The 16,653-nt window shown below is 65.6% G+C and carries 16 protein-coding genes; 7 read left to right on the plus strand and 9 right to left on the minus strand.

Annotation, left to right across the window (positions count from 1 at the left end):
• Positions 1–30: 30 nt before the first annotated feature.
• The 6 genes from A9179_RS14705 to A9179_RS14730 are packed head-to-tail and all read right to left on the minus strand — an operon-like array spanning position 31 to position 6,108.
• Positions 31–543, minus strand: coding sequence for a GspH/FimT family pseudopilin (locus A9179_RS14705; protein WP_187806963.1), 513 nt, complete (start codon positions 541–543; stop codon positions 31–33).
• A gap of 11 nt (positions 544–554) precedes the next feature.
• Positions 555–3,584, minus strand: coding sequence for a pilus assembly protein (locus A9179_RS14710; protein WP_187806964.1), 3,030 nt, complete (start codon positions 3,582–3,584; stop codon positions 555–557).
• Between the two features lie 13 nt (positions 3,585–3,597).
• Positions 3,598–4,077, minus strand: a complete 480-nt coding sequence (locus A9179_RS14715) for a hypothetical protein (protein ID WP_187806965.1) — start codon at positions 4,075–4,077, stop codon at positions 3,598–3,600.
• Positions 4,074–5,195: a PilW family protein gene (locus A9179_RS14720; RefSeq protein ID WP_262410599.1), complete on the minus strand. Its 1,122-nt coding sequence runs from the start codon at positions 5,193–5,195 to the stop codon at positions 4,074–4,076. The genes A9179_RS14715 and A9179_RS14720 overlap by 4 nt, the downstream gene beginning before the upstream one ends.
• Positions 5,192–5,752 carry a type IV pilus modification protein PilV gene (pilV, locus tag A9179_RS14725; RefSeq protein WP_187808600.1) on the minus strand — a complete coding sequence of 187 codons (561 nt, stop codon included), beginning with the start codon at positions 5,750–5,752 and terminating at the stop codon, positions 5,192–5,194. Before pilV ends, A9179_RS14720 begins: the two co-directional genes overlap by 4 nt.
• A gap of 5 nt (positions 5,753–5,757) precedes the next feature.
• Entirely contained in the window at positions 5,758–6,108 is a 351-nt protein-coding gene (locus A9179_RS14730; protein ID WP_394354764.1) for a type IV pilin protein, read from the minus strand.
• A gap of 339 nt (positions 6,109–6,447) precedes the next feature.
• Between A9179_RS14730 and A9179_RS14735 the strand changes: the two genes are divergently transcribed.
• The 7 genes from A9179_RS14735 (at position 6,448) to A9179_RS14765 (ending at position 11,243) form a co-directional block, all read left to right on the plus strand.
• A complete protein-coding gene (locus A9179_RS14735; protein ID WP_187806967.1) occupies positions 6,448–6,990 on the plus strand; it encodes an Rnf-Nqr domain containing protein in 543 nt (180 codons plus the stop codon).
• A complete protein-coding gene (gene rsxB, locus A9179_RS14740; RefSeq protein ID WP_187806968.1) occupies positions 6,987–8,141 on the plus strand; it encodes an electron transport complex subunit RsxB in 1,155 nt (384 codons plus the stop codon). Before A9179_RS14735 ends, rsxB begins: the two co-directional genes overlap by 4 nt.
• Entirely contained in the window at positions 8,122–9,144 is a 1,023-nt protein-coding gene (locus A9179_RS14745) for an RnfABCDGE type electron transport complex subunit D (protein WP_187806969.1), read from the plus strand. Before rsxB ends, A9179_RS14745 begins: the two co-directional genes overlap by 20 nt.
• Entirely contained in the window at positions 9,141–9,752 is a 612-nt protein-coding gene (locus A9179_RS14750) for an RnfABCDGE type electron transport complex subunit G (RefSeq protein ID WP_187806970.1), read from the plus strand. Before A9179_RS14745 ends, A9179_RS14750 begins: the two co-directional genes overlap by 4 nt.
• Positions 9,749–10,318, plus strand: a complete 570-nt coding sequence (locus A9179_RS14755) for an Rnf-Nqr domain containing protein (protein WP_187806971.1) — start codon at positions 9,749–9,751, stop codon at positions 10,316–10,318. The genes A9179_RS14750 and A9179_RS14755 overlap by 4 nt, the downstream gene beginning before the upstream one ends.
• Entirely contained in the window at positions 10,315–10,953 is a 639-nt protein-coding gene (gene nth, locus A9179_RS14760) for an endonuclease III (protein WP_187806972.1), read from the plus strand. The genes A9179_RS14755 and nth overlap by 4 nt, the downstream gene beginning before the upstream one ends.
• Positions 10,954–11,060: 107 nt before the next feature.
• A complete protein-coding gene (locus A9179_RS14765) occupies positions 11,061–11,243 on the plus strand; it encodes a PA3496 family putative envelope integrity protein (RefSeq protein WP_187806973.1) in 183 nt (60 codons plus the stop codon).
• A gap of 254 nt (positions 11,244–11,497) precedes the next feature.
• Here A9179_RS14765 and A9179_RS14770 read toward each other — a convergent pair whose 3' ends face one another.
• The 3 genes from A9179_RS14770 to A9179_RS14780 all read right to left on the minus strand — a co-directional run bounded on the left by A9179_RS14770 (position 11,498) and on the right by A9179_RS14780 (position 16,626).
• Positions 11,498–14,011 (minus strand): efflux RND transporter permease subunit, encoded by a 2,514-nt coding sequence (locus A9179_RS14770; RefSeq protein ID WP_187806974.1) that lies wholly within the window; start codon positions 14,009–14,011, stop codon positions 11,498–11,500.
• A 20-nt stretch (positions 14,012–14,031) separates the two neighbouring features.
• Entirely contained in the window at positions 14,032–15,102 is a 1,071-nt protein-coding gene (locus A9179_RS14775; RefSeq protein WP_187806975.1) for a WD40/YVTN/BNR-like repeat-containing protein, read from the minus strand.
• 165 nt (positions 15,103–15,267) lie between these two features.
• On the minus strand, positions 15,268–16,626 hold the full coding sequence (locus A9179_RS14780; protein WP_187806976.1) for a DUF1329 domain-containing protein: 1,359 nt from the start codon (positions 16,624–16,626) through the stop codon (positions 15,268–15,270).
• Positions 16,627–16,653: the final 27 nt, after the last annotated feature.

Genomic DNA, 16,653 nt, shown 5'->3' on the forward strand with positions numbered 1-16,653 from the left:
AACAGGTTAGTCAGACGGGCAGTTGCTCCCTCAGGAGCAACTGCCCGTTTGCGTTTTGCTGATGGTTGTCCTGCCGGTCGCCGACACTGTCACCACCCGCTCCTCACTGCCCACCGGGCTGGAGCGACAGATGGTCAGCGTGGCCTGAGTCGAGCCAAAGCCACTGGGCTGGAAGGTCAGGCTGGCAACGCTGGACGACAGGCTGTAGCCCGTCGGTGCTGCCTGCTGATGGCGAATCACCGTGGTACCACTCAGCACTATCCAGCCCTGCTCCCAGTCGCCTGAGTTGCTGCAACTGGTGCCATTGCTCGACTTGCACAACGTGACGGTACTGTTGCGCTTCATCGCTTCGCTCTTGGCCAGCTGGGCGCTGGCCGAAAAGCTGTTGGCAAAGGTGCGCAGCCGATTGCGCAGCACGAAATTGTCGAATGCCGGCACCGCCAGGCCAACCAGGATGGCCATCACCACCAAGGCAACCATCAGTTCCACCAGGGTAAAGCCTTGCTCGCCTTGGCGGCTGCCGGTAAGGCATCGAGTGGCCATAAGCGCCTCCATCAGTGCTCGATATTCCAGAACACCCGCGACGTCGGCTGCATCACCGAGAGCGGCTGTACCGGCGGACTGCCCTCCAGCGGCGAGTCCGGGTTGGCACCGATCACGAACGGCACCGTGGTGCCGTCATCCAGGGTCACCATACCGGCCACCGGCGAAGGCGGCAGACCATCCCCAGCCAGATCCTCATAGCGCAGCAAGCCGTCACGCGGTTCGGCGTTCAGATAACCGACGTTGTACACCCGCGACTCGCCCAGGCTGGAACACACGCCAGGCGTCGCCACGGCGGGCTGATGGGTGCTGAAGGTGACAATCCCGAATACGGTGATAGCCGAGGTCACTACCTGCTCAGTCGAGCTCAGGCCCAGGTACCAGCCCTTCTTCTGGCTCAGCTCGTAGTCGCTGGGAGTAGCAGTCCCGCTGATCGACAGCAGCGACCCCAGGCACAGCGCACTGCCGCAACCACCATTGTCCGAACTCAACCAGGTGCTATCGCTCGGATGATCCTTGAGCATGAAGAAATAGTTGGTCGTGCCGGTGGCGCTACTGTAGTTGCTGACCGGTTTTTCCCGATCTCCCGAGCCCAGCAGCAGGATGTAACCGCTGGTTCCGGCCACCACATCCGGGGCGAACATGAACTTGCGATTGGCCGAGCAGCTCGATGCACCGCTGCAGCCCAGCGCCGCCACCTTGGTAATGGTCCAGGCAGAGGGGGCATCACTACCCATGTTGATCCGGTAGACATTGCCGCCCAGATCCGCGGTATAGCCGTAGATACCCAGGCCACTGGAGTCCGGTACCACTGTCACATCCGCCACCACACTACGATCAGTGCTGAAGGTCTTCAGCAGCGAGCCGGTATTGGCATCCAGCACATAGACCTTGTTGCCCTTGCTGGAGCTTGAGCAGCTATTGGGGTCGGCATCCTCGCACGTGTCATAACCACCACCGACGATCAGCAAAGGGTCGCTACCGGACTGGTAGCCAGCCGCCTTGAACAGCTTGGGCGACGACCAGGTCTGGCCGATGCCAGTGAAACCGGTGCTGCAGTTGGTATCGCTGACAGTGCCGGAAGTGGGGAAATTGCTCGGGCAGCCCTTTTTCCACTTGAGCGTGGGCGAACCGGGTGTACTCACGTCGAACGCATACAGGATGCGCCCGCCACGGCGCATGGAGGCATAGATCCAGGCATTGCTGCCCGACTTGTAGGCAGTCACCGGCCCATCCATGCCATAGGATTTCGGCGTTGGCGTCGGCGTCCCGGTGGTATGGCCAGGGAAGCTAATGGTGGTGGTGTTGTCGTACAGCCGCTTAAGGCTGCCGTAGAACTCCGGTGGGATGAAAGACCACAGCTCGCTGCCGGCCGCATAGCTACCGATAGCCGTCGTGCGGTTGCCGTTGACTGCACGCAGTGCGCCGTCGTTGCCACCGTAGAACACCACCACCTGCGGCGATGCGTCGGAGCCATAGTTGATCGCCACCGGCCGCGAGTGCACGACATCGCCATGCACCGACGAACGCACCTCGTTGGTATTGGCATCGCCGTCCTCATCTTGCAGATCCTGGCCACGCGCCCAACTGATCAGATTGTCGCGCTCCGTGCTGCTGGCAGCCCCGAGCAAGGCCTGGGTAATGGCCGCGTTGGCAGTGCCGAAACTGGTCATCGAGGAGCAGGAGGCGAAGGTCGGCGAACAGGTATAGACATTGCGCGCACTGTTGTTGCGCAGCACATAGGCCTGCGCGCCCTTCTCTACGATATTGCCGTCCGGCGAGTTGGAGGACTCCGATCCCGCAGCGGTCAGGCAGGCGCCCTGGGGACGGAACGCCCAGTAGCTGTCCTGTGCCGTTGGCGTCCAGAAGCTACGGGCGCACTCCGTGATGAAGCCGGTCGCACTGTTGATCGCACCATTGCCGGCGGCATCCAGCAGGCGCAGGTCGTTGTTCACCAGCCCCAGCTTGTATTGCTTCAGGTTGCCGTACCAGCGCGGGTACGAGTCCTGATCCGGGCGGAACATACCGACGAACACCTGGTTCAGGTAGGTACCCTGGGTATTCACGCTGACCGGCAAGCTGACCGAAGCGAAAACGCTGTTGACTGACTGGATCTCGGAAAAGATCGAGTTCAGGGCATCGGCAATCTGCGTACCGCTGCTGCTCACACTGAAGTACTTGCCACTGCTGACCCGCGCCACACTCTGCAGCAGGGCAGTCCAGCCCGGCCCCTGGCCGGTGGTGACCTTGTTGATATCGACCGTATAACTGGTGATACCCAGGCTGTTCTTCTTCATGAAGCGCGCCCACTCATCCGCCACATTGTCCTGCGAACCGCTGGGCGAGATGCTGATGGTGCTGGTTGACCCGCCTGCTGCAGTCAGTGCAGCAGTGGCCTGGGAGATATCCGAGCTGTTGTCCTGAGCCGCACCATTACTGATGTAGATGATGAAGTTCTTGGCACAGCCGGCCACGATGGGATTGTTGTAGGTGGTGGCCGCCTTGCTCGCCAGTGCGTTGTTCGCCAGCGCGTAGATGGCATCGGACTGTGTGCTGACACCCGTGTTGCCGGTGAAGTCGGTCTTGGCCTTGTTGTTGCCGGCGTGGGGCGTGCCCGCCGAGAAATACAGGTACGCCTCCTCCATCGCCTTGCTGATCTTGCCGCCGTTGGACTTGTCGCCATTCTTGTTGAGGCTGCCCACCAAGTTCTGGAACAGCACCTTGTTGGCCGCAGTGAAGGGACGGATGGCGGCGCGCACATAGGCGCCGTCATTACCCGAGTTGCCGCCACCGGTTTCGGTGAACAGCATCAGGCCGATACGGAACTTGTCAGCGGGCAGCGCATTGACCACAGAGCTCAGGGCCGCCATTTCGTTGGTGAACGGCGTACTCCAGTTGGCGGTATTGTCCAGAATGATCAGCACGTTCGGTGCCTCGGTCGCGCTGGGCGGAGTACCGATGAAGAGATCGATGTCCTCGGCCCACAGCGGCCCGCACACACCTATAGAAAGAACCAGCAGCAACCTGCAAATCGACTTCATGACGGACACCTGCTCAGGAGCACACAGCATTTTTTCTGGCCTCGGACAGCAGCACGCGTACACCGGAGCGCACCTGCACCGAGGTACCGCTTGCCGGGTCTGCGACCGTGGCGACCATTTCCCAGATCGTGTTCCAGGTCGAATTGGACATGCCGCTGAGCGTCAGGCTGCTCGGCGGTGCCGCGCTCGACAGATCCGCGCGAATACACTCGGGCTGCGACACTTCGACGACATAATCGACACTGTTGTCGTGATTGATATCGACATCTATCGACTGGGCGGCCGGCGCAGTGGTGAATGCCGAGCCCACCACCTGCTCGATCGCCAGATCAGCTGCGGCCTGCGCCTCACCATGCCATTGCTGATTACCCACCGCCTGGAGGTTGGTGGTGCTGAACATGAACGATGAAGTCGCCATCGTCGTCAGTAACAGCAGCATGATCAGGGCGATGACCAGGGCCACGCCGCCCTGCCGGACAGAATGTACAGTCATGGGGTTTCCCTCCTGCCGGAGACATTGACCAAGCGCACCGTGCTGGAATACACGTGGCGCTGATAGGCATCGTCGAAAGGCCCGAACACCTCACCCGCCAGGCTGTAGGTCTTGTCCGAGCTGTAGCCCTGGGTGGGTTCCAGGCTGCGCACCAGCAGGTAGATCTTGACCACCACAGTGTTGGCCAACTGATCCAGATCACAGGGCGTGGCTGAGGTGCAGGCTTCATCAGCCGCGCCGTCGCCACGATTGGACGGCGAGTTCTTGTTCTCCTCGTCGACCCACTGCACAGCCTGGCTGTAATCCACCGCGGCATCGGTATCGCTCAGGGCGTCGACGCCGAACTCGAAGCGCATCGCCTCTACCCCCTCGATCATCGCCGTCGCCGGTTGCTGGATCAGCGCGCCACCGCTCAGATCGAAGGTCGACTGCATCAGGGTCGGAATGCCATCGCCTGTCGTAACGGCATAGTCACGCAGGTAGTAGATGTTGTTGACGAACTTGCGCTTGGCAGCCAGCGTGGTGCAATCGCGCTTATGCATGGAAAAACCGCTATCGTCCAGCTGATAGCGCGCCTCGCTCGAACAATTGGAGGTCTGCCAGTACAGCTTGCCGGCGCTCTCGGCCTCGCAACCAGTGGCACCGGCCGCACAGGTCTGCACGTGACTGACCACCAGCACGTCGCTGGCCTCTACCTTGTCGGTTACCACACCGGAACAGCCACTGGGCACATCGGCATAGACCTGCACCGGCACTCCGATCAGATTGGTCGGCGTATCGACCGTCCAGTCGGCATAGGACGCACAAGGCTCGGGAATACTGCTCGGGTAATCGCCAGGAACATCGGCCTCCGTCAGGTCATCGAACTCCGGCACGAAGCCATTCCAGAAGCCAGCATGTTCCAGATCACCCCGCAGCAGCTGAATGGCCAGGCGGCCGTTTTCCATCTGCGTATTGGTCTTGGCCAGCTCATTGTTGCTGCGGGTCATGTCCAGGTAGATCGTCAGCGTGGCGGCCATCAGGCCGAGCCCGATGAGCATGGCGATCATCAGTTCGATCAGGCCAAAACCCCGCACGACAGTGAAGCCCTTCGGCATCTTCCGTTCGCGGCGGCTCATAGCGGCGCAATCCTGACAATGGTGGTCACGGCACGGCGGCACAGATCGTTGCTGCAACGGCTGCCAGTAGCGCCGTTATAGGCGTTCCGCCCACAACTGACCCCCGCTGGGGGAGCCGCCAGCGGCCCGATGCCCTGCCAGGCCACAGTGACCAGGTATTGGCCACTCCCCAGCGACTCGACGCAGCCACGACCGCCGATCATTGCGCCGACGCGACTGGTGCCATTGAGTTCGCCGGCCCCCTGCAAGGCTGCGCACCACTCGGCCGCATCACGCTGCTGTTGTGTAGTCGTGGTCGCCGGACAGGTGCTGCTGCCTCCCAACGGGCTGCTGCTACCAGTCACATAGTCATCTGCGGCATTCCGGTTGGCTGCCAGACGACTGGCCATATCATCCAGCAGCAGGAGCGCCTGCGAACGCTGATAGGACTCCAACTCGGACTCCTGTAACCGCGACTGCAGCCCCATCACCCCCAGCAAGCCGATGATCAGAATGACCATGGTGACCAGAACTTCGATCAGGCCAACACCGCGTTCGGCATATTCTGAATGCAGCATGGCGCTCACCACTTGTCCGTGGGGGATTTCGCCCCCTCGCTGTTCAGAGTGAGATCACCATCGCTGGCCTGCCCTTCGATCGCCGTAAAGGTGATGGTGAACGAAGGCACTGTGCCGCTGCCCACGGTTATGTCGTAGCTGTAGTTGCTGCTGACCTCCTCGGGTAGCGCATAACCACTGGCTTCGAGAACCGATTTGCTGGCATAGGCACGATTGGCCAGGAGGAACTGCTGCTGCCGGTTGGCGATATCCATCATCTGCGACTGGGCAGCAACCCGATTGCCGCGGATGACGTATTGCCGGTAACTGGGCAGGGCGATGGCCGCCAGAATGGCCACGATGGCCACGGTGACCATCAGTTCGACCAGGGTAAAGCCGCGCGACTTCCGAGACTCCACGTGGGACCCTCCTGCGGATATCAATACGCTCCTTGCGAGGTATCACCATCCGTTGGCTGGTACACGACTCTTCAGTCTTGTTTTGGCCAAGCTTAGCCATGGCAAAACGACATCACTAAGCAACACCGATGAGCGGGCAAAAAACAGGATCGAACGAGCAAAACACATATTGACTTCTCAAAATATCATATGAGCCAAGTTCTCATTTAGCATTGCAAACCAGTGCCATTTCACCTCAGCTATACCCAATTGCGCCGCTTGCGGGATAATCAGTGCAACTCCGCTTCGATCATCCTCATGAGCCAAGTCTTCTCCATCCTGATCGGCGCCGCGCTGGTCAATAATCTGCTTCTCAGCCTGCCGCTGGCGGCCGATGTGCTGCGCAGCGCGCGGGTGCAGGCGCTGGGCCCGGCCAGCGCCCTGTTGATCGCCATGGCCGCGCCGCTGGCCTGGCTGCTGCAACCGCTGAACCTGCAAGCCCTGCAACTGCTGGTATTCCTGCCCCTGCTGGCGGCCCTGGCCTGGCTCAGCCTGCAGTTGCTCGCCCGCCTGCGCCCGGCTCTGGCGCAACCGGGGCTGTGGCCGCTGCTGCTGGGCAATGGCGGCGCCCTCGGTGTCATGCTGCTGAGCCAACCGCTGAACGGCTTCGCCCAGGCACTGGCGCTGGGCGTGGGCGGCGGCCTGGGTTTCTGGTTGGCCCTGCAGCTGTTTGCCGACTTGCTCGACCGCGTCGAGCAGTGCGACGTACCCACACCGTTTCGCGGCGTGCCAATCATGCTGGTCAGCGCCGGTCTGATGGGCCTGGCCTTGCTCGGTTTCAACGGCCTGGGGGCAGCATGAGCAACGCCCTGCGCATCCAGGCCATCGACGCCCTGCTGCCGCAGACCCAGTGCGGCAAGTGCGGCCATCCCGGCTGCAAGCCCTACGCCGAGGGCATCGCCCAGGGCGAGGCGATCAACAAGTGCCCGCCCGGTGGCACTGCCACCATCCACGCCCTGGCCCAGCTGCTGCAGGTGCCGGAGCTGCCACTGGAACTGCCGGCCGTACCGCCGCAGATCGCCCTGATCCGCGAGGACGAGTGCATCGGCTGCACCAAGTGCATCCAGGCCTGTCCGGTGGATGCCATAGTCGGCGCGGCCAAGCTGATGCACACGGTGATCACCGCCGAATGCACCGGCTGCGAGCTGTGCGTGGCGCCCTGCCCGGTGGATTGCATCGACATCCTGCCGCTGGCCGGCGCCGAGGCCGACCTCCAGCGCCAGCGCGCCGACCAGTTCCGGCGCCGCCATGAAGCCCACCAGGCGCGCCTGGCCCGCGATGCCGCGCAGCGCCAGGCCGAGCGCGAAACCCGCAGCAGCGCCGCGCCAAGTGCCCCGCAGGCCGCAGTGGCAGCAGCGGCGCCAAGCAGCAGCGAAGCGCAGGAGCGTCACAAGCGCCTGAAGATCGAAGCCGCCATGGCCAAGGTCGCTCTGAGCAAGGCCGAGAAGCAGCTGGCGGCGCACGGCACCGCCGAGCTGCAGCGCCAGGTCGAAGCCTTGCGCCAGGCCGCCGAGCTGGCCCAGCGCGAACTCGCCGCGGCCCAGCCGCCAGCGGCTGCCAGCGCACCGAGCGGTGGCGAAGCGGCCCTCAAGCAGGCCAAGATCGCCCTGGCCATGCGCCGCGCCGAGCTGGGCAAGGCCGAACGCCAGGGCCTCGACGAAGCGGCCCTGCAGCCCCTGCGCCAGGCCCTGAGCGCCGCCGAACAGGCGCTGCACCAGGCCGAGGCCGCCAGCGGCAAGCCCGCGCCCGAGCTGGTGCGCACCGACAAATCCGGCGTCGATGCGCAGCTGCGCGACCTGAAGACCGAGCAGGCCTACGCCCGCGCCGACCTGCTGCGCCTGGAGCGCCGCCTGACGGCCAATCCCGCCGCGGTCGAGCCCGCCGTGCTGGACGCTGCCCGCCAGCGCCTGGCGGCTGCCGAGCAACGCCTGCATGACTACCAGCCCCGCTGAACTGGCCTTCGACCCGCGCCCGAGCATGCAGCGGGTGCTGCTCGCCTGCTTGCCCGGGGCCCTGGCGCTGTTCTGGTTCAACGGCTGGGGCCTGCTTCTGCAACTGCTGCTGGCCGCTGCCACCTGCTGCGCCTGCGACGGGCTGAGCCGGCGCCTGCGCCGGCAGGCAGCGCCCCCCGCCGAGCAGAGCCTGTTCGGCCAGCCGGCACTGGCCGAAGGCAGCGGCCTGGTCAGCGCCAGCCTGCTGGCCCTGGCCCTGCCGGCCTACGCGCCCTGGTGGCTGACGGTGGCCAGTGCCGCCTTCGCCAGCCTGCTGGGCAAGTCACTGTTCGGCGGTTTCGGCCGCAACCCGTTCAACCCGGCCATGCTCGGCTACGCCTTCGCCCTGCTCGCCTTCCCCGCGCAGATGGTGCACTGGCCGGCACCGGGAGCCAGCCACGGCCTGCTCGCCGCCGTGCAGCAGGTGTTCGGCTTCGGCAGCGGCCTGATCGACGGCTGGAGCCAGGCCACCGTGCTCGACAGCCTCAGGCACAACGACCGCCTGACCATCGACGAACTGTTCGCCCGCCACCCGGCCTTCGGCGGCGTCGGCGGACGCGGCGTGGAATGGGTCAACCTGGCGTTTCTCGGCGGCGGCCTGTTCCTCCTGCAGCAGCGGGTAATCCGCTGGCAGGCGCCGGCGGGCATGCTCGGCGCCCTGTTCGTCATCAGCCTGCTGTGCTGGAACGGCTCCGGCTCGGACTCCAACGGCTCGCCGCTGCTGCACCTGTTCAGCGGCGCCAGCATGCTCGGTGCCTTCTTCATCGTCACCGAACCGGTCAGCGGCGCCAGCAGCCGGCGCGCACGTCTGTACTTCGGCATCGGCGTCGGCCTGCTCACCTATGTGATTCGTACCTGGGGCGGCTACCCGGACGGCCTGGCCTTCGCCGTGCTGCTGATGAACCTCGGCGTGCCCCTGCTCGAACGCCTGGCGGCAGCCGGCCAGCCGGAGCCCACGGCATGACCGCCCGGCAGCGTCAGACGGCCCTCCTGCTCGGCCTCCTGCTGCTCGCCGGCGGCCTGCTGGCGGTGCTCCAGCACCTGGCCGCGCCAGGTATCGAGGCGCAGCGCCAGCTGGCCGCCGAACGCCGCCTGCTCGACCTGCTGCCGGCCGGCAGCTACGACAACCATCCCCTGCGCCAGCCCATCGCCCTGCCCAGCGGCGGCCTGCTCGGCAACGCCAGTGCCGACCCGGCCTACCCGATCCGCCGCGGCGGGCAGCTGCAGGCCCTGCTGCTGCCGGTCACAACACGCGGCTACGAAGGGCCGATCCGCCTGCTGGTGGCGGTGTCCGTGGAAGGCCGTCTGCTCGCCAGCAAGGTGCTGGAACAGCATGAAACCGCCGGTCTCGGCGACCTTATCGAGCGCCACCGCAGCCCCTGGCTGCAGCACTTCGATGGCAAGCGCCTGGACGACCCCGAGGCCAGCTGGGGACTGCGTGCCGAAGGCGGCCAGGTCGACCAGATCGCCGGCGCCACCGTCACCTCGCGTGCCGTGCGCGATGCCCTGCAACGCGCCCTGCGCTTCTTCGACAGCCAGCGCGAGCAGCTGCTCCAGGCGGCCGCGCCATGAGCCGCCAGCGCGATAGCCTGGCCCTGCTCAGCCTGGCCGCCCTGCTCGGCAGCACCGATCTGCTGGTCAAGGCCGTCAGCATCGGCCTGCTCGGCCTGTTGCTGATGTTGCTCGCCGGCCTGCTGCTGCAGCCGCTGCGCCGTGGTCTGCAGGGCCAGGCCCTGGGGCTCGCCGGCCTGCTGCTCGGCGGCCTGCTGGCAAGCTGCGCCGCCCTCGCCCTGCAACTGCTCAGCGCCGAGCTGTTTGCCGCCCTGGCGTTGTTCCTGCCGCTGCTGGCCCTACCCTGCCTGGCCCTGGGCGACGAACAGGGCGCCCTGTGCGGGCTGCGCCCCGGCCTGCGCTTCGCCGCCCTGGCCGTGCTGCTCGGCCTGCTGCGCGAAGGTCTGGGCCAGGCCAGCCTGCTGGCCCACGCCGACTGGCTGTTCGGCCCGGCCGCCAGCAGCTGGACACTGACCCTCGCCCCGGCCGGCCTGCCGCTGCTGGGCCAGGCGCCCGGCGCCCTTATCCTGCTCGGCCTGCTGCTGGCCGCCGCCCGTTACCTAGAAGACCACCACGAGCGCCCATGAACGCCGCCAAACGCCACGAGATCTTCCGTCGCCTGCACGAAGACAACCCCGAGCCGAAAACCGAGCTGGCCTACAGCACGCCCTTCGAGCTGCTGATCGCGGTGATCCTTTCCGCCCAGGCCACCGACGTCGGGGTGAACAAGGCCACGGCCAAGCTGTACCCGGTGGCCAACACCCCGGAAGCCATCTATGCCCTCGGCGTCGACGGCCTCAGCGAGTACATCAAGACCATCGGCCTGTTCAACAGCAAGGCGAAGAACGTCATCGAGACCTGCCGCATCCTGGTCGAGCAGCACGGCAGCCAGGTGCCGGACAACCGCGAAGCGCTGGAAGCACTGCCCGGGGTTGGGCGCAAGACCGCCAACGTGGTGCTCAACACCGCGTTCCGCCAGCTGGCCATGGCGGTGGATACGCACATCTTCCGGGTCAGCAACCGCACCGGCATCGCCCCTGGCAAGAACGTGGTGGAAGTGGAGAAGAAGCTGCTCAAGTTCGTGCCCAAGGAGTACCTCCTCGACGCCCATCACTGGCTGATCCTGCATGGACGCTATGTCTGCCAGGCGCGCAAACCACGCTGCGGCAGCTGCCGCATCGAGGATCTGTGCGAGTACAAGGCGAAGACTAGCGACGATTGAGTCTTCATAGAGCAGGCCAATCTTTCGATTGAAAAAATCTTTTTTACCACCTCCCACTTTGTCGCTATAAGGTGCGCGAGAAGCACCCCAAAAGTTGGAGTGAAGCGATGAGCACTGGCAAAGAAGACCTCGAGATCGAAGACGACTTCGTCGCGGAGGAAGCCGACGATGCAACCGAACGCCCCGTGGAAGTGGCCAAGACCAATCTGACCAAGCGGCGCATCATCGACAACTACCTTGATGAGCGCAAACTGCAGCGCCAGCTCAACGACTACGACTACGACCTCTGAGTCGCCAGTCAGGCAGAAAAAAGCCCCGCCAATGCGGGGCTTTTTCTTTGCTTATGTTCCAGTTACATGCGGCTTGGTCGGCATGTCTCCCTCTAAGCCTTGCAGCCGCCTACCCCTGGATTGCCGCCTGCGCGGGAATGACGAGGTAAGACCATGGGGCTCTGGTAATCACCGTCATCCCCGCGCAGGCGGGGATCCAGAGGAGACACGCTGATGCAACACGTAACTGGGACATAGCCTTTTCTTGGGGCGACTCAGCCCTGCACCACCCGGCGCAGCTCTTCCTGCAGCTCGGCACGCTTGCGCCGCGGGGTCTTGCCGAACGGCCAGCCGATGATCGAGGTGCGCTCCTTGCGGCCGACGTGGCGCAGCAGGAAGTGCGACAGCGCCGGGATCAGGATCAGCGCGCCCAGCATGTTCCACAGCAGCATGAAGGTCAGCAGGATGCCCATGTCGGCCTGGAACTTGATCGGCGACCAGGCCCAGCACACCACACCGGCGGCCAGGGTGATGCCGACCAGCGCCACCACCCGCCCGGTGAAGGCCACCGCGCTGCGGTAGGCGTCGCCCAGGCTGCGGCCCTGGCGCTGGTAGTGCAGCTGCACGCTGAGCAGGTACAGCGCGTAGTCCACGCCGATGCCCACGCCGAGGGCGATCACCGGCAGGGTCGCGACCTTCACGCCGATGCCCATGGCCACCATCAGCGCCTCGCACAGCACCGAGGTGAGCACCAGCGGCAGCAGCGCCACCAGCATGGCGCGCCAGCTGCGGAAGGTGATCAGGCAGAACACTGCCACCGCCAGGTAGACGTACAGCAGCATGCTGCGGTTGGCCTCGCGCACCACCAGGTTGGTGGCCGCCTCGATGCCGGCCGAGCCTGCGGCGAGAAGGAACTGGCGATCCTCGGTGCTGTTCTCCTTGGCGAAGCGCTCGGCGATGGCCACCACGCCGTCCAGGGTCTCGGCCTTGTGATCCTTGAGGAAGGCGATCACCGGCATCAGCGAGCACTGCGTGTTGAACAGCTCGGGGGCGTTCACCGAGGCCTGCTGGGCGGCGTAGTTGAGCACGTCCTGGTTGCGCTGGATGCTGGCCATCTTCGGGTTGCCCTCGAAGGAGCCGGCAGTGATCTGGCGCACCGCGTTGACCAGCGACATGGTGGTCTGCACCCCCGGGTGCTGCTGCAGCTCCCAGGCCAGGCGGTCGGCCAGCACCAGCGTGCGGTAGTTCAGGCAGCCCTCGGGGCCGGTCTTGATCATCACCGCGAACAGGTCGCTGGACAGCGCGTAGTGGCTGGTGATGTAGGCGTTGTCCAGGTTGTAGCGCGAGTCGGCACGCAGCTCCGGGGCGCCGCGGTCGAGGTCGCCGATCTTCAGCTGCAGGCTGACGATGAAGCCGCCGACGCCCAGCAGCACCGCCAGCAGCACCGTGCCGGTGGCCCACCTGGCCGTGGTGAAGCGGTTCAGGCAGTCCCAGATGCGGCCGAAGCCGCGGTGCTGCTTGGCCCGGTCGTCGATGCGCAGGGCCCGCTCGGCGGCCTTCTTGCCCACGCCGATATAGGACAGCGCCACCGGCATCAGCAGCAGGCTGGTGAACACCAGCACGGCCACGCCGATGCTGGCGGTGATGGCCAGATCCTGGATCACCGGGATGTCGATCAGCATCAGCACGGCGAAGCCGACGGCGTCGGCCAGCAGCGCGGTGACCCCGGCGATGAACAGGCGGCGGAAGGTGTAGCGCGCCGCGATCAGCTTGTGGGTGCCGCGGGCGATGTCCTGCATGATGCCGTTCATCTTCTGCGCCGCGTGGGACACACCGATGGCGAAGATCAGGAACGGCACCAGCACCGAATAGGGGTCGATGGCGTAACCCAGCCAGGCGACGATACCCAGCTGCCAGAGCACCGCCAGCAGCGAGCAGCCGATCACCAGCAGGGTGCTGCGCAGGCAGCGGGTGTACAGCAGGATGATGGCGAAGGCGGCCACCACCGCCAGGGCGAAGAAGGCCATGACCTGCAGCAGGCCGTCGATCAGGTCGCCGATCAGCTTGGCAAAGCCGATCACCCGCACCTTGTAGGCGCCCTCCCCGTCGGCCCCCATATGCATGCCTTCGACCTTGCTGCGTAGCTGGTCGAGGGTCTTGGCGAAGGCGTAGTAGTCAATGCCGTGGCCGGTGGCCGAGTCCTTGTCCAGCAGCGGTACCACCAGCATGCTCGACTTGAAGTCGTTGGCCACCAGGCTGCCGACTATGCCGGCGCGGCCGATGTTCTGCCGCAGCTGCTCGATGCTGGCCGCCGAGCCGTCGTAGCCGTCGGGCATCACCGTGCCGCCCTGGAAGCCCTCCTCGGTGACTTCCGTCCAGCGCACACTGGGCGCCCACAGCGAACGCAGCCAGGCGCGGTCCACCCCGGGGGTGAGGAACAGCTCGTCGCTGACCTGCTTGAGCACCACCAGGTAGGCCGGGTCGAAGATGTCGCCCTGGCGGTTCTCCACCACCACCCGCACCGAGTTGCCCAGGCCGCGCAGCTGGTCGCGGTTGTCGAGGAAGTTGCGGATGTACGGCTGGTTCTGCGGCAGCATCTTCTCGAAGCTCGGGCGCAGCTCCAGGCGGGTCAGCGCCATGTAGCCGAACAGCACGGAAAGCAGGCCGATGATGGCGATGAACCAGGGCCGGTGATTGAACAGCAGGCGCTCGAGGAAGTGCCCGCTGTTGCGGTCGAAATCACGCAGATCGCGGATCACCGGCATGCTGTCTTGTTTGATGTTGGCCATGATGAGTCTCGTTGACCTGATTAGGGCAGGCGCTGGCTGCGCACACCGCGGTTGCCGGTCAGCACCAGGCTGTCATCGGCGGCGAAATCGGCGGCGCTGACCGGCGTCAGCGCGGCCTGCGGCAGGGGTTCCAGGCCACGGCCATCGGGCAGGGCGCGCAGCACATGGCCGGCCTGGCTGAATAGGTACAGGCGCCCACTGGCATCCCGCGCGGCGGCAGTGATGCTGCTCTGCAGGCCGCTGTCCAGGGTGCTCCAGCTGGCGCCGCCGTCCGCGCTGCGCAGCACGTGGCCGCGCAGGCCGTAGACCAGCAGCTCATGACCCAGGCCGGTAACCCCGAAGAAGCTGCCGTCGTAGGGCGTCGGCACGCCGACGAAACGCTGCTGGGCAGCGTCCCAGCGCAGCAGCAGGCCCTGCTCGCCGGCGATGTAGGGCACCCCGTCGACCGCCGCGATGGCGTTCAGGTGCAGGCCCTGGGGGTTGTCGGTGCGCTCGCCGAACGGCTGCCAGTGGCGGCCGCCATCCTCGGTACGCAGGATCAGGCCGAACACGCCGACGGCGTAGCCCAGCTGCGCGTCGGCGAACCAGACGTCGAGCAGCGCCTTGTCGGCGCCCTCCTCGATCATCCGCTGCGCCTCGGCCAGGCGCGCCGTCCACTCCTCGTTGTCCGGCTCGGCGGCGGCCAGCGCCGCGTAGTGCACCTGCATCAGCGCGCCGATCTGGCGGCCGTCGAGCTGCTTGCTCCAGCTGGCGCCGGCGTCCTCGCTGTGCAGGATCACGCCATCGTGGCCCACTGCCCAGCCCTGCTGCGCCGTGGGGAAATACAGGGCGGTGAGGTCGCTACTCACCGGTACCCGAGCCTGCTGCCAGTGCGTGCCGGCATCGTCGCAATAGAGGATGTGGCCACGCTGCCCCACCGCCACCAGGCTGTCGCCGGCGCGGCTGACATCGTTCAGCGGCGCATGCTCCGCCAGCGGGCTGCTGCGCGCCGGCAGATCCAGCACATCGATGAATTCGCCCCGCGCGCCGCCAGGCAGCACGCCCAGCAGCAGGCCCAGCAGGGGAAGCAGGACTCTGTAGAAATCGGTCATGGTCAATCTCGGCAATAAGGATGCGCCGCGGGCACGGGTGACATGCCCGGCGACGCCGGATCAATCTCCCGCCGTGCCACGCCGGCCCTGATCACAGGGCAGTTGACGTTGCTGCCCAGGGGGGAATCCGGGCGACACGAGTGGCGGGAGCTGCGACCCGAAAACTCAGCGAATACCGGCACCAGCCAGGGACTCGGGGGCCCACTGCGCCTTCGACAGGGCATCCACGTAGCGGATGCCGCCATACGGGCCGACCACGCCGTTGATGTTGTAGGTGCCGCCGACCAGGTCGTAGATCATGAACGGCGTGGAGTCCGGCACGCTCTTGTCGTAGCTCTGGCTGAGGAAGGCGAAGGAGCCGCGATAGAGCTGGCCGCGGGCGTCGTACTGGTCGGAGGCCAGGGCCACCCAACTATCCTCGTCGAGGTAGAAGCGGCGCTTGGCGTAGATGTGCCGTGCGCCTTCCTTGAGCGTGCCCTCGACCACCCAGACGCGGTGTTTCTCCCAGCGCACCAGATCCGGCGCCAGGTGGTTGGGCGTGGTGATGGCCTTGGCGTCGGAGGCGTAGGTCAGGCGGTAGGTGTTGTAGGGCACGATCATTTCCTGCTTGCCCACCAGCTTCCAGTCGAAGCGATCCAGCGCACCGTTGAACACGAACACGTCATCGTAGGTACCGGCGCCAGCGGTACCCGGGTTCGGCGTGTCGTAAGCCAGGTTCGGCGCCAGCTTGACCCGGCGTACGCCCGGCAGGTACTGCCAGGCACGGCGCGGCTGCTCCAGCGGGTTGGCCGCGTCGCGCAGCATGATCGCCTCGCCGGCGCGACGGGCCGGGCCGGTGTAGTGCAGCTGCATCTGGTAGTAGGTGTCGGCCGCGCCGATCGGCTTGTTCATGTCCTCGTAGATCGGGTAGTTGATGTAGGCCTGGCCGGTGGTGGCCAGGCTGGCCACGCCAGCGGCGTCGACGTTCCACGAGTCGTACTTGGAGTTGATGGTCACGCCCTGGTAGCGCAGCAGGAAGTTCCACATGGCCTCGGCACCCGACTGCGGGATCGGGAAAGGTACGCCCGGCAGCACGTTGTCGATGGCCAGGCCGCCTTCCAGCGCCTTGGCCGTGGTGGCGTTCTTCACGCTGTTGTCCAGCACCGCCTGCGGCAGCGCCACGCTGCGGTGGGTCGGGTAGAGCTCGACGCGGAAGCTGGGGAAGCGCTTGGCCAGTTCCACCGTGGTGGCGCTGAGCTGGCTCTTGTACTGCTCGACGTTCTTGCCATCGATCACCAGCAGTGGCTTCTCCGCCGCGTAGGGGTCGGGGCGCACGCTGTCGCCGGCCTTGAAGCCGGCCGGGGCCTGGGTCAGGCCACCGTCGTAGGCCGGGATGGAGCCGTCGGCGCTGGCGGCCTTTTCGGCACCGATGGCCGTCAGGCTGCTACCGAGCTTGGCCGCTTCACTGGCGGACACGGCGGCCTGGGCCTGACCGGCAGCGGCCAGGGAAAGGGAGAGAGCCAGTACGGAATACGCGAATTTCATCTTGTTGTTCTCCTGCTCAAAGGCTGG

The organism is Pseudomonas alcaligenes (assembly GCF_014490745.1).
GTDB classification, from domain to species: domain Bacteria; phylum Pseudomonadota; class Gammaproteobacteria; order Pseudomonadales; family Pseudomonadaceae; genus Aquipseudomonas; species Aquipseudomonas alcaligenes_C.

Excerpts from the sequence above, each read along its gene's own strand:
- A9179_RS14745 (WP_187806969.1), top strand. The coding sequence starts at position 8,122 with ATGACTACCAGCCCCGCTGAACTGGCCTTCGACCCGCGCCCGAGCATG.
- A9179_RS14730 (WP_394354764.1), bottom strand. The coding sequence starts at position 6,108 with ATGGTCACCGTGGCCATCGTGGCCATTCTGGCGGCCATCGCCCTGCCC.
- A9179_RS14765 (WP_187806973.1), top strand. The coding sequence starts at position 11,061 with ATGAGCACTGGCAAAGAAGACCTCGAGATCGAAGACGACTTCGTCGCG.
- A9179_RS14735 (WP_187806967.1), top strand. The coding sequence starts at position 6,448 with ATGAGCCAAGTCTTCTCCATCCTGATCGGCGCCGCGCTGGTCAATAAT.
- A9179_RS14710 (WP_187806964.1), bottom strand. The coding sequence starts at position 3,584 with ATGAAGTCGATTTGCAGGTTGCTGCTGGTTCTTTCTATAGGTGTGTGC.
- A9179_RS14705 (WP_187806963.1), bottom strand. The coding sequence starts at position 543 with ATGGCCACTCGATGCCTTACCGGCAGCCGCCAAGGCGAGCAAGGCTTT.
- A9179_RS14775 (WP_187806975.1), bottom strand. The coding sequence starts at position 15,102 with ATGACCGATTTCTACAGAGTCCTGCTTCCCCTGCTGGGCCTGCTGCTG.
- A9179_RS14750 (WP_187806970.1), top strand. The coding sequence starts at position 9,141 with ATGACCGCCCGGCAGCGTCAGACGGCCCTCCTGCTCGGCCTCCTGCTG.
- A9179_RS14715 (WP_187806965.1), bottom strand. The coding sequence starts at position 4,077 with ATGACTGTACATTCTGTCCGGCAGGGCGGCGTGGCCCTGGTCATCGCC.
- A9179_RS14720 (WP_262410599.1), bottom strand. The coding sequence starts at position 5,195 with ATGAGCCGCCGCGAACGGAAGATGCCGAAGGGCTTCACTGTCGTGCGG.
- nth (WP_187806972.1), top strand. The coding sequence starts at position 10,315 with ATGAACGCCGCCAAACGCCACGAGATCTTCCGTCGCCTGCACGAAGAC.
- A9179_RS14780 (WP_187806976.1), bottom strand. The coding sequence starts at position 16,626 with ATGAAATTCGCGTATTCCGTACTGGCTCTCTCCCTTTCCCTGGCCGCT.
- A9179_RS14770 (WP_187806974.1), bottom strand. The coding sequence starts at position 14,011 with ATGGCCAACATCAAACAAGACAGCATGCCGGTGATCCGCGATCTGCGT.
- A9179_RS14755 (WP_187806971.1), top strand. The coding sequence starts at position 9,749 with ATGAGCCGCCAGCGCGATAGCCTGGCCCTGCTCAGCCTGGCCGCCCTG.
- pilV (WP_187808600.1), bottom strand. The coding sequence starts at position 5,752 with ATGCTGCATTCAGAATATGCCGAACGCGGTGTTGGCCTGATCGAAGTT.
- rsxB (WP_187806968.1), top strand. The coding sequence starts at position 6,987 with ATGAGCAACGCCCTGCGCATCCAGGCCATCGACGCCCTGCTGCCGCAG.